At 67.8% G+C, this 15,415-nt stretch carries 14 protein-coding genes and 2 pseudogenes; 15 read left to right on the top strand and 1 reads right to left on the bottom strand.

Annotation, left to right across the window (positions count from 1 at the left end; all coding sequences use genetic code 11):
- The first annotated feature begins 2 nt into the window (after nt 1-2).
- The 12 genes from D3877_RS23990 (at nt 3) to D3877_RS23935 (ending at nt 13,027) form a co-directional block, all read left to right on the top strand.
- A complete protein-coding gene (locus tag D3877_RS23990) occupies nt 3-206 on the top strand; it encodes a hypothetical protein (protein WP_119833607.1) in 204 nt (67 codons plus the stop codon).
- Nucleotides 207-208: 2 nt separating this feature from the next.
- On the top strand, nt 209-1,996 hold the full coding sequence (locus D3877_RS23985; protein WP_119833328.1) for a baseplate J/gp47 family protein: 1,788 nt from the start codon (nt 209-211) through the stop codon (nt 1,994-1,996).
- A 2-nt stretch (nt 1,997-1,998) separates the two neighbouring features.
- Nucleotides 1,999-3,201 carry a putative baseplate assembly protein gene (locus tag D3877_RS23980; RefSeq protein WP_119833327.1) on the top strand — a complete coding sequence of 401 codons (1,203 nt, stop codon included), beginning with the start codon at nt 1,999-2,001 and terminating at the stop codon, nt 3,199-3,201.
- On the top strand, nt 3,185-4,429 hold the full coding sequence (locus tag D3877_RS23975; protein ID WP_119833326.1) for a baseplate J/gp47 family protein: 1,245 nt from the start codon (nt 3,185-3,187) through the stop codon (nt 4,427-4,429). Before D3877_RS23980 ends, D3877_RS23975 begins: the two co-directional genes overlap by 17 nt.
- Nucleotides 4,429-5,268 (top strand): hypothetical protein, encoded by an 840-nt coding sequence (locus D3877_RS23970; RefSeq protein ID WP_119833325.1) that lies wholly within the window; start codon nt 4,429-4,431, stop codon nt 5,266-5,268. Before D3877_RS23975 ends, D3877_RS23970 begins: the two co-directional genes overlap by 1 nt.
- A gap of 28 nt (nt 5,269-5,296) precedes the next feature.
- Nucleotides 5,297-6,172, top strand: a complete 876-nt coding sequence (locus D3877_RS23965) for a hypothetical protein (RefSeq protein ID WP_119833324.1) — start codon at nt 5,297-5,299, stop codon at nt 6,170-6,172.
- 4 nt (nt 6,173-6,176) lie between these two features.
- Complete coding sequence (locus tag D3877_RS23960) at nt 6,177-7,850, top strand: hypothetical protein (protein ID WP_147395278.1); 1,674 nt, start codon at nt 6,177-6,179, stop codon at nt 7,848-7,850.
- A 6-nt stretch (nt 7,851-7,856) separates the two neighbouring features.
- On the top strand, nt 7,857-9,752 hold the full coding sequence (locus tag D3877_RS29995; protein ID WP_158599987.1) for a hypothetical protein: 1,896 nt from the start codon (nt 7,857-7,859) through the stop codon (nt 9,750-9,752).
- A gap of 11 nt (nt 9,753-9,763) precedes the next feature.
- The gene (locus tag D3877_RS23950) at nt 9,764-11,590 is read left to right on the top strand and encodes a hypothetical protein (protein ID WP_147395277.1); all 1,827 of its coding nucleotides are present in this window, start codon (nt 9,764-9,766) and stop codon (nt 11,588-11,590) included.
- Between the two features lie 129 nt (nt 11,591-11,719).
- Complete coding sequence (locus D3877_RS23945; protein ID WP_147395276.1) at nt 11,720-12,232, top strand: hypothetical protein; 513 nt, start codon at nt 11,720-11,722, stop codon at nt 12,230-12,232.
- A gap of 13 nt (nt 12,233-12,245) precedes the next feature.
- Nucleotides 12,246-12,626: a hypothetical protein gene (locus D3877_RS23940; RefSeq protein WP_119833320.1), complete on the top strand. Its 381-nt coding sequence runs from the start codon at nt 12,246-12,248 to the stop codon at nt 12,624-12,626.
- A gap of 2 nt (nt 12,627-12,628) precedes the next feature.
- Nucleotides 12,629-13,027 (top strand): hypothetical protein, encoded by a 399-nt coding sequence (locus D3877_RS23935; protein ID WP_119833319.1) that lies wholly within the window; start codon nt 12,629-12,631, stop codon nt 13,025-13,027.
- A gap of 33 nt (nt 13,028-13,060) precedes the next feature.
- On the opposite strand, the pseudogene D3877_RS23930 reads toward D3877_RS23935, so the two are convergent.
- Nucleotides 13,061-13,315, bottom strand: a pseudogene (locus D3877_RS23930) (ISKra4 family transposase); the annotation flags it as partial.
- 132 nt (nt 13,316-13,447) lie between these two features.
- Between D3877_RS23930 and D3877_RS31080 the strand changes: the two are divergent.
- The 3 genes and pseudogenes from D3877_RS31080 to D3877_RS23920 form a co-directional block, all read left to right on the top strand.
- Nucleotides 13,448-13,762 (top strand): annotated as a pseudogene (locus tag D3877_RS31080) (ISAzo13 family transposase); the annotation flags it as partial.
- Nucleotides 13,763-13,787: 25 nt separating this feature from the next.
- Entirely contained in the window at nt 13,788-14,561 is a 774-nt protein-coding gene (locus D3877_RS23925) for a M10 family metallopeptidase C-terminal domain-containing protein (RefSeq protein ID WP_119833318.1), read from the top strand.
- Nucleotides 14,512-15,327: a DUF4158 domain-containing protein gene (locus tag D3877_RS23920; RefSeq protein WP_119833317.1), complete on the top strand. Its 816-nt coding sequence runs from the start codon at nt 14,512-14,514 to the stop codon at nt 15,325-15,327. Before D3877_RS23925 ends, D3877_RS23920 begins: the two co-directional genes overlap by 50 nt.
- Nucleotides 15,328-15,415: the final 88 nt, after the last annotated feature.

The raw sequence follows: 15,415 nt of genomic DNA, 5'->3' as shown, positions 1-15,415 counted from the left end.
CCATGAGTGACGCTGACCAGAACCTTGAAAAACGCCTGAAGGAGCGGCTGGAAACGCTGCGCGCGGAGTACCGGGCCGGCCAGGAGCAGCTCGCCGCGCTGGACACGCGTCGGGCCGATTTGCAGACCACCATGCTGCGCATCGCCGGCGCCATCCAGGTCCTCGAAGAGACCCTTGCGGTCCCGGCTGACAAGGCCGACGCGTGATCATGGCCCTGCCGACCGCCGCGCCAACGCTTGACGCGCGAACGCCGGAGGACGTCTATCAGGCGTGCCTCGACGCGGCGGTGCGGACGATTCCAGAATGGGCGGCGGGGTTCCCCGCCGACGAGGACGGCAACCTGCTCGATCCGCGCTGGTTCGACGGCGCCGATCCGGGCCTGGTCCTGTTCAAGCTGTTCGGCGAGCTGTTCCAGAAGCTGACGACGCCGCTGAACGGCGCGCCGGACAAATACGCGCTCGGCTTCTGGGACTTTATGGGGATCACCCTGCGGGCGGCGCGGGCGGCGGGAACGCCGGTGGCCTTCACCTCCAGCGGCGACGCCGTGGTTCCGGTGCTTCGGCGCACGCAGGTCATCGGCGTCGACGCGCCCGGCGTGGTGTTCGAGACCACAGCCGATCTGATCGTGCTGCCGCTCGCCGTCACCGCCGCCTACGCGGTCGATCCGACGGCTGACGCCCTGGTCGACTGTTCCGACCGCATCGGCGGCGGCGGGCCGCCCTTCCCGCTGTTCGGCGAGGATCCGGCGCAGCGCCCCTTCGATCACGCCATTTGCATCAGCGATCCGTGCTTTGATTGCGAGGGCCTGCAAGGCGAACTGTCGCTCACCTTTGAAGGGGCCAACCTCTACGCCAGTTATTTCGCCGTCTGCTCGAACGCGGACGGCCAAACGCTGAATCCAGAGATCGTGGCGACCTGCGACACGCTGACGGTGTCGTTCGCCGGGATGCCGACGCTGCCGGTCGGCATGGTCAATGGCGTCCCGGCCCGTTGGCTGCGCTTGTCGCCAGCCGCCGGGGTGCGCATCGCGCCGTTTCTGAAGGACGCGCTGCCGGCCATCTACTCCGTGGCGCTCGCCCTGACGCTGTCGGCGGTCGCCGTGGACGCGGCGTTCTACAACAGCCAGGAGGTCGACCTGAAGAAGGGCGGACAGCCGTTCGGCGCCGAGCCAGCGTTGCAAGACGCCTTCTACCTCGCCAGCCAGACCGTGTTCAGCCGCGCCGACATGATCGTGGACCTCGTCTTCCGTCTGGAAAGGATCGATCCGCCGCAGCACGTCGCGCTGGCTTGGGAGTTTTGGGATGGCGCGGGCTGGAGCGCGCTCGCCGTCACCGACGGGACCGCCAGCCTCACCCGCGACGGCACGGTGACGTTCACGTGTCCGCAGATCGAGCCGACGGCGATCAACGACACCCTGAACTACTGGATACGGGCGCGCATCGCAGACGGCGGCTATGGCGGCGCGGCCGGGCTGGTGGTCACGCGCTCAGCGGAATACGTCGTCGACACCATCATCGGCGCTTACGTCGGCAACAAGGACGCGGCCATCGCGCTGCTCAAGCAGGCCGACATCAATTTCGGCTTCGAGTATCAGCCCGCCAGCTACACGCCGCCCTTCGTCAAGGCGCTGGGGATCGCGGGCCGCATGGTCAAGCTTCCCGACCAGCGGCTCCAGTGCAACGGCTTTGACTGCGCTCCGCTCGGCGTCCAGCCCTTCCAACCCTGGCCCGAGGCCGCGCCGGTGTTCTACCTGGGCCTCGACGCCCGCAACGACGCGGTGGTCGCCGGTCGCCCGCTGACCCTGCTGTTCGCCACCTCCGGCAACACTGAGATCACCTTCGACCCGCCGCCGACCGACCCGATGGCGGCGGCGTCTGGCAGCGACGCGCCGACGCCGCTGACGCTGCACGCCTGGGACGCCGGGGGGGGGCCGGTGGCTGGCAGAAGCTGCTGCCGGTCGGCGCCGACGGCCAGACCAGGCCGCAAGGCATCCTGACCGTGCTCACGCCCCGCTCCTTCGCGCGCAGCAGTCTGTTCGGGCAGGACCTCTATTGGTTGAAGGTCGCCGGTCCTGAGGGACCGCCGCCATGCTGGATGACCGCCATCGTTCCGAACGTCGCCCCGACCGTCAACGCCGTCACGTATGACGACGTGGTGATCGGTTCGAGCACCGGCGCGCCGGACCAGACGTTCCTGCTGCCGCAAAGCCCAATCCTGGCGGGCGCCGTGATCGAGGTGTTGGAACCGCTTCCGCCGGCGCCGGCGCTGGCGCCGGGCAGCCCCGTCCCGCCGCCGCTGGCGGATGGCGAAGAGGCCGGGCGGGCGTGGATTCGCTGGGAGGAGGTCGCCAATTTCGACTTCTCGACGCCGACCAGCCGCCACTACGCGCTTGATTACAGCGTCGGCGCGCTGACGTTCGGCAACGGCGTCGTCGGCCTCGTCCCGCCGGAGGGGGAACGCAACATCCGCGCCGCCTCGTACCGCAACGGCGGCGGCGCGGCGGGCAACGTCGGCGCCGGGGTGCTGAACGACCTACAGCAGATCATCCCGGCGATCGCGTCGGTGCGCAACGTCATCGCCGCCACCGGCGGCCTCGAAGCCGACACGCTCGCCTCGCTGTCGGCGCGGGCGCCCGGCCAAATCCGCGCCATGGACCGGGCGGTCACTACGGCGGATTTCGCGACGCTGGCGCTCGCCGCCTCGCAGGAGGTGGCGCAGGCGGTCTGTCTTGACGGCGACCCGGCGCTGATCCGTCTGATCCTCCTGCCGAACGGCCCCGGTCCGACGCCGCAGCCCAGCGTCGACCTGCGCAACCAGGTCGAGGGCTTCGTCCGGGGCCGGGCGCTGCCGCTGCTTGGCCCGCTGATCACCGCAGGCGGGCCGGACTATGTGCCGATCGACGCGGTTTTCGTGATCGTCCCGGCCGACGGCTCGACGCTCGACACCGCCAGCGAAGCGATCAAGGCGGCGTATGCGGCCTTCTTCAACCCGCTGACCGGCGGGCCGGGCGGCGTCGGCTGGCGCATCGGCGCCCGCGTCGACGCGGGCGTCGTCGCCGCCATGGCCAGCGCCTGCCCCGGCGTCGGCCTGGTCCAGAAAGTCACGGTGGACGACGGCAGGAGCGGCGTCGTCCTCAAGCCCAACCAATTGCCCACCGCTGGCAAAACCACCGTCGAGTCCGCCGATGCCGACGCGCTTTGATCTGCCGTCGCTCAGCGACAAGACTTACGCCAGTCTGCAACAGGAGCTGACGGCGGCGATCCCGCAATACAGCCGCCAGTGGACCGACTTTAATTATTCCGATCCGGGAATAGCCCTGCTTCAGCTCCTCTGCTGGCTCGGCGACACGACGCTCTACCGGATCGACACGCTGCCGCGCGAACTTTACCTCAACTTCCTGCGGCTGGTGGTCGGCGCCTCCGGACCGGACCTCGCCAAGCTGATCCGCGACCTGGAGAGGAACGTCGCCCGCGACTCCGCTGGCAACCTCATCCGGCTGCCGCCGAAGAACATCATCCTGCTGGATCCCGACCGACTGGCCCTGGCCCGCTATCTGGCCGAGATCGAGGCCGGCGCGGCGTTCGATCCCGCCGACCTGCGCACGCGCGTTCTGGCCTTCTGGCACGCGCCCTACCGCCTTGTCAGCGCCGAGGATTTCGCCGCCGTCACCCGGTCGGTCACGGACACCCTCGCCAACCTGTCGGTCGGCTACGCCATCCGTCGGGTCATGGTGCGGGCCGAAGCGCCGTGGCTCCGGGTCCTGCCGGTCCTCGACTCGGTCTGGAAATGGTGGCTCACCAAGCGGCCGCAATCGACGCACTACACGCCCGGAGCGCCCCTGGTGACGGTGAAGGCGACGCTCAGGCCAAGCGGACTCTCGCAAGCGGATCTGTGCTATTCCCGAGTTCTGGCGGCTGTTCGCGCCTACTTGCAGCCGCGCCGCCTGCTGGGCACCCCGGTCGCCGTCGAAATGCCGGTGATGACGCCGCTCGTCATCCGCCTCCAGTGCGCCGCCATCGCCGACCGCTATGACCCCTGGACCATCGGGTTCCAGATCAACGACGCGATCCAGGCCCTGCTGTCTCCCCTCACCGGCGGGATCGACGGCACGGGGTGGCCTTACGACCGCCCGGTCCTGGAGAACGACATCCGGGCGGTCGTGCTTGGCGTCGCTGGCGTCGACGTCAACCAGCCGGTGCAGGTCGCGCTGGAAACCATCATCGGGCTGCAAGTCGGACGGGCCGTCGTGGGCTGGGACAACAGCTCGGCTGGGCCGCCCAGCTACCTTGGTCGGCCGGATCGGGTCGGCCTGCCGCAGCTCTGGCGGCTCGTCGTCGAGGTGCTGGACAAGAGCTATGGGCCGATTGAGGTCGCCGTCCGCAGCACCGTCGGCCTTGACACCCGGTTGCCCCTGACGGGAGTGTGGTGATGACGACGGATCCGCCGCGCCCTTACATCCGGTCCCTGCCGCCCTTTTTCGAGCAAGCCGACGCGGCCGGGCAGCGGGTGCTCGACCGCTATCTGTGGATCTTCCAGAACCTGCTGGGACCGGCGCCCGACCCGAGCAAGCCGCCGCCGCCCATCACCGTGCAGCGACGGGCGATGGCGACGGTCATCGACGCGCTGCCCGACCTGTTCTATCCGCGCCTGTCGTTCCTGTTCCCGGAGAGCGACGCCTCCCTCCCTCCCCTGACCGACCCGCGTGACGCCGACAGCCTGCAATGGTCGAAGGTCAACGCGCTGAACGACTATTTCGGCATCGTCCTGCCGCAGGCTGGCGAGGACGACGAGGACGCCTGGAAGCTCGCCGTCACGGCGGCGGTCAACGACTGGCTCACCGCGCAATTCGCTTGGCAAGGCGCATGGTTCGGCTACCAGGGCGGCGTTCCCCGCTCGGTGGACGATCAGCGCCGCAATCTGGCGTCCATCCTGCCGGTGTTCCGCGAGCGCGGCACGGCGGCGGGGCTTCAGAAGCTGCTGACCATCCTCGCCGTCGGGTCGGGGCCAATTTCCAGCGACGCCACAATCACGGTCACGGATCTCACCGACGGCATGCCGATGACCGTCGGTCGGACCACGAAGCTCCGTCCCGCCTATCCGACGCGAAGCGAAGGCCCCGTGCTGGGCGGCGTGCGACCCTATTCGTTCCTCATCACCGTGGAGGGCGTCAAGTCGAAGTCCCGCCCCGCCGCCAAGACCTTCCTGAGCCGCATCGTCGATCAGGAGAAGCCCGCGCACACGACCTACACGATCAAAATGACCAGTTGACCTGCGGCCCGCGAAACAGGAAGTCCCCATGGAACTGACGAGAACATACTATTTCGACGGCGAATTGCTCGAAGCGGCGGACTTCATCCGCGATCAGCAGTATTTCCGCGACGTGACGCAGGCAATCAACAAGAGCCTGTACACGCGGGGCGTCGCCTCCGGCCTCGTCCTTGACATCGACAACGTATCCAGCGGCCTCGCCTTCGACGAAAACGGCGTGACGGTGGTCCTGGCGGACGACGCGTCGCTGCCCTCGCCGGACACCGCGCAGGCGGACGGCACGTATTTTGTCGTTCTCAAATACAGCGATGATCTGAGGCTGGCGGACGGGTCCGATCCCAACGAACAGGATCTGAGATCGTCGCATGTCATCTCTGAAATTCCGATGATCGACATTTCGCAAAAATCGTCCGCCGATCTGGACGAGGTCAGCGGCGTCATCCTTGGCGTGGTTATCGTCCAGAACCAGGCGATCACGTCGGTTGGCGCCACCGGACGTCAGGTCGCGACGCTGACCATCCAGGCGCCAGCCACGAAAGCCGTCACCGAGGCTGACGTCGAAACCGCCGCCGAAACCGCTGTCCAACCCGCCCTGGGGGATGCCGCCCCGCCACCAGCCCCGCCACCATCCGACGCCGAACCGATCGCCGACGCGCTGGCGACGCTGCGCTCGCTCACCGGCGTCGCCTTCACCGCGCCGGACGGGCGGCGGCGGCTCTCCGTCCGCGCGCGGGAGGTTGAGGCGGCGCTCCCCGCCCTCGTGCGGACCGACGCCGAGGGGGTGAAAGCCGTGGCGACGGTCGAGCTGGTCGGCCTGCTGGTGGAGGCCGTGAAGACTCTTGCGGCGCGGGTGGAGCAGCTTGAGCGGCAGGGCGCCCCGCCGTCTTCGCATCCCGAGGGCTGACGCGATGGCTGGCTCGCCGCTCTCCCTTCCCAACTACTTCAACGGCATGGAGCTGGGCCGCGACGATTTCGTCGCGGAGCGGAATTATTTCGACGAGGCGCGCGCCCGCGCCAACCGCGACCTGCACACCTGGGGAATCGCCAACGGCCTGGCGGTGGCGATGACCGGCGACGAGAGGTTGGCGGTGACGGTCGGCAGCGGCCTCGCCATCGATCCGAACGGTGGGGAGATCGTTCTGTCGGCGGCTTTGACCGTTTCCGTGCCGTCGCTCGGAAGCCTGGACGCCAACCTGTTCATCCGCAGCGACGTGGCGCCGACGGCGCTGTCGCGGGAGGCCGGGACGCTCGGCTACAAGCGGATTGCGCGCCGCCCGGTCGCCTTCTTCCGCAGCACCAGCGCCGGGGTGGAGCCTGACGCCGTCTTCCTCGCCCGCGTGACCCTGAACGCCGACGGTCGGATCCAGCGCGTGGACCAGGAGTCGCGGCGTTACTGCGGCTTCAATCTGGCGTCGCTCCAGCTCATCGACGCGCAGGCCGGGCGGGTGGGCGCGACGGTCGCCGGGCGGGAGGATGGCGGTCTCGGCGTCCTGGCCGACCGGGTGCGCTTCGCTGGTTCGGTGGCCATGGCGGGCGGTCTGGCCGTCGGCGCGCTGGAGCCGCAAGCCCAACTGGATCTTGAAGGCGCAAACGCCATGCTCCTCAGCGTCCGCAACCTGGACGGCGATCGTCTGCTGACGGTCGATCAGGCTGGTCACGCCGGCATCGGCATGGAACCCGGTTCCGGGTCCGCCCGGCTGAGCGTGAGGGGCGGCGTCGCGCTCGACGGCGACCGGGCGATTCGGTTCGACGGCGGCGGGCTGGTCGGCGTCGGCACGGATTGCTGCGTGCTGTTCGACGCCGCCGGACCCGACGGAAAACCAATCGCGCTCTGCGCCTCCGGAACGGTCGCGGTGCTTCCTGGCAAGTCGGGCATGGCGGCGCTGACCGTGCGCGGCGTCGCGCCCCGATCCGACGACCACGCCCCCTTCGACGTCTGGATCGGCAGCGACCCAATACTGCCCGACCCGGCGCCCGTTGGCGCCACGCCAGCGCTCCTGACGGTGGTGGGGCCGGTGCAATCGCTGAGCGGGGGCTTTCAGTTCGGCAGCGACGCCGTGCAGCACACCGCCGCAGTCTCCGGGGCCGCCATCGAAATCGGCACGGTGGTTGACTGGTGGCCCGGCCCGACCGGCAAGGAACTGACCCTCCCTGCGGAATTCGTCGTCTGCGAGGGCCAGATGATCGACGACCAGGACAGCCCTTACAAAGGCAAGCGGGCGCCGGACCTCCTCAACCACTATGTCCGGGGGACCACCAGCCATGACCGGATCGGCGGCGTCGGCGGCGCGGAGACGCACACGCACACGGTCGGGAGTTTGCCAGCGCACTCCCACGCTGTCCCGCACGATCACGCGAGCGCCGCGACGCTCACGCAGTCCGACACCGCGCCCGGGCAGGCCAGCGGCATCGGCGAACAGGCTGGCGCCGCCGTCGGCCACCACCACGCCATCGATCTCGGGCTGAGAAAATGGGAGGGGCAAACAGCGCAAAACACCGCCTCAAGCGCCTCGTTCATGACGGGTCCCGCCGACAACACGCCGCGCTCGGCGCGGCTCGTCAAAATCATCCGAATCAAGTGAGGCCCGATGCCGACCGCTGAAACCACCGAAGTCGCCTATTTCGACGGGGAGTTCCTGGCGCAGGCGGACTATGCCGACGCCCAGGCGCACCAGATCGGAATGGCGAGTCTGGGGGCGTCGGCGTTGTTCGACTGGGGGGTCGTGAGTGGTTTGACCGTCACGGCGGCGGGAAGCGGCTTCGACGTCGCGCCCGGCCTCGCGATCGACAAGGAGGGGCGGCTGATCCTGCTCGACCGGCCACGGCGCGTCGGCGGACCGCCGGACGCGGGCGTGCAGTATCTCACGATCGCCTACGCGGAGATCCGGTTGCCGCCGCTCGGCGACGGTCCGCCCTACATCCGCGAGGACGCCGCGCTGGAATGGCGCGCCGAAACGGCGCTCGCCCCGGTCGAGGGGATCAAGCTGGCGCTGGGGGCCTGCGGACCCGGCGCGCCGCCGCCGGGCTTCACCCCGCTTGGCCGCCGGTATGTTGGCGCGCCAGCGGGGGCGATCCGTTTCCGGCGGTCGGGCGGCGACCTCTGCGCGAGCGTCGCTGGCTGGAGTTGTGGCCAGGACACCGGCCTGCGCATCGACGCGGCGGCGGCGGACGTCGCCCTGGTGGTTGGGGCGTCGGCGACGGGCGCGGGGCCGGTCGTGCTAACCGTATCCGGCGGCAGCCTGGGGGTCGGAACCTTGTCGCCGAGCGCGCTTCTCGACGTGCAAGGAACCAACGTCGCCAAGCCGGGGCCGGGAACGCTGACCAGCGACCATCTGACCGTGACCGGAACCAGCGACGCGCTGGGCCGGGTCGTCCATGTCGGGGACCTCCTCATCGTCCGCGACCGCGCGGGCGCCGCCAGACAGGCCACCGTGGACAACGTGTCCATGATCGACGGCATGGCCCGGCTCATCACCGACACGCCGCTCGATTGCGAAAACGCCCCCTTCACCTACAAGCCGTTGCTGCTGGTTTCGGTGCGCGCCGCAGACCGCTCGACCGACGGCGTCTTTGTCGTCGACCGCTTCGGGCAGGTCGGTTTCGGCGCCAGCTTCCCGCAAAGCCGGTTGCACGTCGCCCGTGGCGACCTCGCGCTTGCCGACGCGGACAGCGTCGTCCGCTTTGATGGCGACGGTCGGATCGTGACGCAGGCGGAAGCCGGGAACGCCGCAGCCTCCGGCGGGGATGGTGTTGTGGCCCTCCTCCCCAACAAGCGGCGCGTCGAGTTCCGCAGCGCCGGGCCAATCGACTGGCGGATCGGCGATCTCCCGGACCCGGTCATGACGCTCACGGCGGCGGGTCGGGTCGGCATCGGGCTTGCTGCGGATGAGGAGCCATCGGCCACCCTCGACGTCAATGGCGCCATCCGTTCCATCGCTGGCGGCTTCGTCTTTCCCGACGGCACGGTTCAGACCACGGCGCAGATGTCCGTGCCGATCGGCACGGTCATTGATTGGTGGGGCGGACAGCACAATCTTCCGGCGCCGCCGTCCTACCAGGTCTGCGACGGTTCGACGGTCAAGGACGTCGAAAGCCCGCTGTTCGGCGAAGCGCTCCCCAACCTCGCGGACTGCTTCATCATTGGCGCCAAGCGTGCTGGCTGGACGGTTTCCGATCCGATCGGCAGTGACGACCACACCCACAGCTACACGGCGCCGACGCACATCCACGGAATGCCGCACCAGCACGGCGTAACGGCGCCGACGACGACCGCCGCCGCTGACGAACAGGCCGGCGGCGACGCGGCGGTTGGTGATCTGGCCGCCGGAACCCACACGCACCCGGTCGATGCCGACAATCTGACGGTCGGCGCGCCGAACCCCGCCAACACCGGGCCGAATTCGGACGCATCGAGCGTCGACACGGAACGTGCCTCGCGCATGCCGCCCTATGTCGGGCTGATGAAGCTGATGCGCATCAAATGAAGGGAACCGCCATGACCGATGCGCGCGAACGGCCCTGCTATCCCGACGACGCCCTGTTGCGGGCCAGGGATTTCACCAACGAACAGGCCTATTTGGCCGGAAGCCAGACGCTGCGCAACGGCGGCCCGCACACCTGGGGCATCGCCGATGGGCTGGAGGTGGTCCCCGTGCCCGGTCGCCTCGCGGTGACGGTGACGCCCGGCATGGCCGTCGACGCCAGGGGGCGCCAGATCGTGCTCGACCGGCCCACCGTGGTCGATTTGGCGAAGGCTGGCAGGCCGCTGGCCGTTTACCTGACGCTGGCGATGACGGACGGCTTTGCCGAGTGGCGACCGTTCCCACATGGCGGCGGCTGGACGCGCCGCGTCGAGACCCCGGTGCTGGCCCTGGTCGACGCCCGCCCGGTCGATGGCGCGCCGATCGCTCTGGCCAAGCTCGTCGTCACCGCAGGTGGTCGCCTTCAGCCGCCCGACCTCTCCATGCGGCGCTATTGCGGGTTGCGCGTCGGCCACGTCGTCTTTCCCCGACCGGACGTGCCAGACGACCAACGGCCACGGATCGGCATGGTCGATGGCGGCGCGGCGGAGTTGACCGTCACCGCGCAGCGGACCAACGTCTTTGGATCGACGCGGATCGATGGCCGCGTCGTCGTCGGCGTCGAGACCACCAAAGAACCGGCGCTGTTGACCGTGCGGCCGGAGGCGCCGTCACCCGGCCCCGGAAGCATCACCGTCGCCGACGGGGTGGGCGTTGGCAGCAGCGCGCGCGCCATGGCCGCTTTGCGTCCCGGCGACATGCTCCAGGTGGCAGGCCAACGGCTGATGGTGGCGGAGACGCTCGGTCGACGGACGCTGGCCCTGACCGCCGAATTCCCTGCGGCGCGAAGCTCCTGGCACAGGAACGAGCGGTTTACCGCCGACCTGAACGTCGTCGCCCGGGTCAGGACCGGCGATCTGGCCGACGCCCTGTGCGTCAAAAACGTCGGCGTCGTGGGCATCGGGCGGGAACCCGGCGACGCCGCCGGGGGCCTCGTCGTCGGCAACGGCGACATCCTCCTTGACAGCGGCGCGGCGCTGCTCTTCCAGGCCAGCGGAACGGTGCAGGCTGGCGGCGGCAATCACGCCATGCGGTTCGAGAGCGGATCGCTGACGGTTCGGTCGGCGGGCGACGTCGGCTTTTTCTCTGGCCGTGCCGCGCCGGACGCCCAGCCGAACCTGATCGTGACGTCGCAGCGGCAGGTCGGCATTGGCGTCACCGTCGTCGGCAGCACGCTGACCGTGAACGGCGCCATCCGGACGACCGGCGGCCTGATCTTTCCGGACGGCTCCGCCCAGGCCGACGCGATATCCGACTTGCCGGTCGGCGCGGTGATCGACTGGTGGCGACCGCCCGGCGACAATCGGCGGTGGAACCGCGACGGCTTTCAGTTGTGCGACGGCAGCGAGATCGTCGATCCGGCAAGCCCGCTGGTCGGCCAGAAGACCCCCGACCTCAGCGAACGCTTCGTGCGGGGCGTGGTGAGCGTTCAAGACATCGGTTCGACGGGTGGCGCGACGGAGCACACCCATCTGTTGCAGCCGCACACCCACGTCGCCGCGCACCGGCACCAGATTTCCGGCGTGACACAAGCGTCGACCGACACGGCCGCCGCCGCTACGGGCGACCTGACGGCCTCGGGCAAGACCCATGTCCACCAGATCAGCACGACGTCGAGCGAAGCTCTTCCCAACAAGACGGAGCCGCCGATCATCCCCACCGACGGAAAGCCGGCCGAAACCGCTTTGGCGCCGAACATCCCGGTTTGCATGGATCTGCTGAAGGTGATGCGCATCAAGTGACCACGCAGGCCAACACCGCGAACATGACGATCCCCATGGTCCCGGCGACATCCTAGCCCGGAGTCAAAAGGACCAAGGTTGGACGAGCATCGGCACAGGTATGAAAACCATCAATGAAGGAGGCTACCCATGGCAGGACAGATCTACAGAAGCGTTAAAGTGGTCGTGCAGAACAGCACCAATGAGAATTTGACCATCCAGGGCGTGGCGGCGCTGGTGGGGCAGTGGGCGGACAAGATGGCGCCCACCCAGGGGTTCGTCCTCGCGCAGCAGACAGCCGCCGAATGGATGAGCGTTTCGACCGAACTGTGCGTCGGCACCTCCGCCTTTGTCCGTTTCGGCTCCTCGCGCGGCTATTTGACGATCCGCTGGTCGCAGCCGTGGATGGGGCCTTTCAGGCCGACCGTCGAAGCGGTGCCCGATCTGACGATCGATTCCACGATCGACAACACCAACCCCGACGCCGTCGTTCTGCTGGCGACCATCAGCGATTGCCGACGAACCACCAATCCCAGAAGCGACGCCGAGTTGGGGCCAGCTTCGGATGTCAAGCCAACGCCGGAGGTCAAGCCGGGGCTGAAGCTTCCCAAGGGCGGCGCCGACGTGAAGCCGGGGGCGACGCCGGAAACGGTCGCCGGATAAAGAGAAGGACACCATGCCGTTGGTTTACCGAAGTGTCCGCCTCATCATCCTGAACGCCACCAACCTGACCCTGACCGTGGCCAGCGCGGAAACCGTTCTGGGCGAATGGACGCTCGACAGCCCGACGCGGGCGAAGGTCGCGGCCATCCAGCCGCAAAGCGCCGCGACCTTCGCCACACAATCCACGACCCTGCAAATGCCGACCGAGGCGTTCTTGCGGTTGACGTCCGTGCGCGGGCCGGTCCAGATTTGTTGGTCACTGCCCTGGATCGGCACGTTCGCCCTGCGATGCGAGGCGGCGGACGGGTGGCTGGCCGACGAGCAGATCGTCGGCGACGACCCGGCGGCGATCACCGCACTGCTCACGCTCACCCTTGCAGCAACGGATCGCTAGCCATGCAGAGCAACCGCCAAGTCGACGTGATCCTCCAGAACAACACGCAGGAGCTGCTGACCGTCGAAAGCTGTCAGACCATCTTCGGCTCCTGGGCGCAATCCTACGCGCCACGGATCGGCACGGCCATCACCAAGCAGGGGTCCGGGAAATGGAGCACGGTCAGCGACTTCGACGACTACCAGGTCGGAGCCTATGTCCGGCTCGGCAGCACCAAGGGCTACATCGACATCGAATGGATTCTGCCCAAGAACGCCGCCGAATTTCAGCACTCCGTCCAGGTGCCGGTGGACCTGCGTCGCCAAATCAGATTCGTCATGGCGAGCGCCAGCTACCGGGTCATGGTGATCACCCTTCTACCAGCGGAATTGATCGCGGAATTGGACGCAATGCCCGGATGATTATGGAGAGGAGAACAAACTGGGGGGACGGCATCAGGCGGCCGCTTGATCCCCTCGGGCATCATCGTTTGCCGCCAGACCGGGGAACCAGCCCTCGAAGGTGGGCCGGAGCGTCCCGTCGAGAGTCCGGGTGCGGATCTGGAGCAGACGGTGAGCGCCTTGCTTGGTCCATTGCATCTGCTGGCGTTTGGACATTCGCTTGTCGATCACCACGTTGACGGTCGACTCCACGAAGGCCGTCAAGATGCGCTCGCCATAGCGCCACCGTTCGCCATAGTTCGGGATGGTTTGAGCTGGTCCCCATCTGGCGGACAGTTTTTCAGCGGCGCTAAGGCATTGAGCCAAAATAGATGAATCGAATATCCTGGGCGAGCGATAGGGGATTCTCGCTGGGAGGTTGGAAGCTGTAGTTTTGGTTTGATGATTGATGAAGCCGCGCTGAGTCGCCAATACGCCCTGTTGCGTCCGAGCCTGGACGAACGAGGCCGCCGTCTGTTCGCCGCCACGCAGGCGCAGGCCCTTGGGCATGGAGGGATCGCCGCAGTGGCGCGGGCCACCGGAATGGCGGCGAGCACCATTGGGCGCGGTTTGAAGGAGATCGCCGCAGGCGTGCCGCCGTCGGGACTGCGGTTGCGCCAGCCGGGCGGTGGGCGCAAGCGGTTGACCGATAGGGATCCGCTGCTGGAGCGCACCCTGCTGGACTTGGTTTCACCGATGACATTGGGCTGTCCGAAGTGTCGCGCTCAAGGGCGGCGGCTATGTGACGGTGTGGCAGTCCAACGACGGTTCGGGCAACGTCAACGACACCTACGCGCAGCGTTTCGCCGACAACGGCGCTCTGCTTGGTGGTCCGATCCGCGTCAACAGCTACCGCGTTGGCGAACAAAACAGCCCAACCGTCGCCGCGACGGCGGATGGCGGCTTTGTCGTCGGCTGGCAATCGGCGGACCAGGACGGCAGCGGACAAGGCTCCTACGCTCAGCGGTTCGACGCGACCGGCGGTCGGGTTGGCAATGAGTTCCGGCTCTCAAACGTTGCCGCTGGCGACCAATCGCTCCCATCCTTCGCTCCGACGCCCGATGGAGGTTTCATCGCCACCTGGGGAGGAACGGCTGGCGTCGCGAGGATCTTCCAAGGAAGCACCACGTCCGGCAACGTGCTGGGAACGTCAGCCGATGACCTCCTCGTGTCGACGTCAATGCGAGAGGCGTTTGTGGGCGGAGCGGGCGCGGATGTTTTCCGATTTGAGACCCCGGATTTGGGAGGAGACGCGATCTTAGATTTCCAATGTGGTCAGGACCGGATCGAGGTGATGGGGTCGGCGTTCGGCGGGTTGCCGACAGGACAACTCAATGCTGGACGCTTCGCCTTGAACGCGCCGGTGGACGCCGACGACCGATTCGTTTTCAACACGACGACCGGAGTTCTGTCCTATGACCCCGACGGCAATGGCGCGATGGCGGCAACGGCCATCGCTGCGTTGAATGTGCGCACGCTGTCCGCCAGCGACATTTGGGTGGTCGCGTCGGCTTGATCGAGGCATTTCTCCGTCAAGCCGATCCACTGGCCTGACGGGGAAACCTGTCCGTCAAAGAGTGGCAAAGCGGACAGTCGGGCCACGCGGTTCCGTGACAAAACGCTTTCCGCTCGTTCATAACCCTCTCCCACGATCGAATCGGCTTCCAAGGCCGGCGCCGGCTGGAGAGGGGAATGACGTGCCGCGACATCGTTTGCTGAACGAGAACGAACTCCGGCACTTGTTCGGCGTTCCCGCCGACCGGGAAGCTCTGGCGCGCCACTTCACGCTCACCTCTTCGGATCACGACCTCGTTCTGACGCGGCGGGGTGACGCCAACCGGCTCGGTTTCGCCGTGCAATTGGCGTTGCTCCGCCAGTCCGGCCGCGCGCTTGCCCAGGTCGAGGAACCAATCGACCCGTTGGTTGTCTGGATTTCCGCTCAGATCGACGCGCCGACGCACCTGTTCGCCGATTGCGCCCGTCGACCGATGCCCCGACCTTCCCCTCATGATCGAAACCGCCGCCCAGGCCGCCAGGACCACGCAAAAGCCGGGAGTGATCGTCACCGCCATCGTCACCGCGCTCCGCTCAGAAAAGCTCATTCTGCCCGCCCCTTGGCGGTGATCGAGCACACCGGCGCCGCCGGGCGTCCGTGCCCGCAAGCGGGCGGCGGACGCGCTGCTTGCCGGTCTCACCGACGAGCAACTGGCCAAACTCGACCGACTGCCAGTCGTTCATCCCGAACTCGGTGGAACGCCTCTCGCCTGCAAACGGCGGACTGAATTTCAAGCGATTGCCCTGCGCAACGGGCAATGACGTTGCGCGGGCGGCGAATCTCCCGATAGTCTGGCTGACTCGTTTGTCTTTTGG

It is taken from the genome of Azospirillum cavernae (assembly GCF_003590795.1).
In the GTDB taxonomy this organism is placed as follows: Bacteria; Pseudomonadota; Alphaproteobacteria; order Azospirillales; family Azospirillaceae; genus Azospirillum; species Azospirillum cavernae.
The sequence above is the reverse complement of the archived record's forward strand: the minus strand, read 5'-3'. Positions and strand labels throughout refer to the sequence as shown.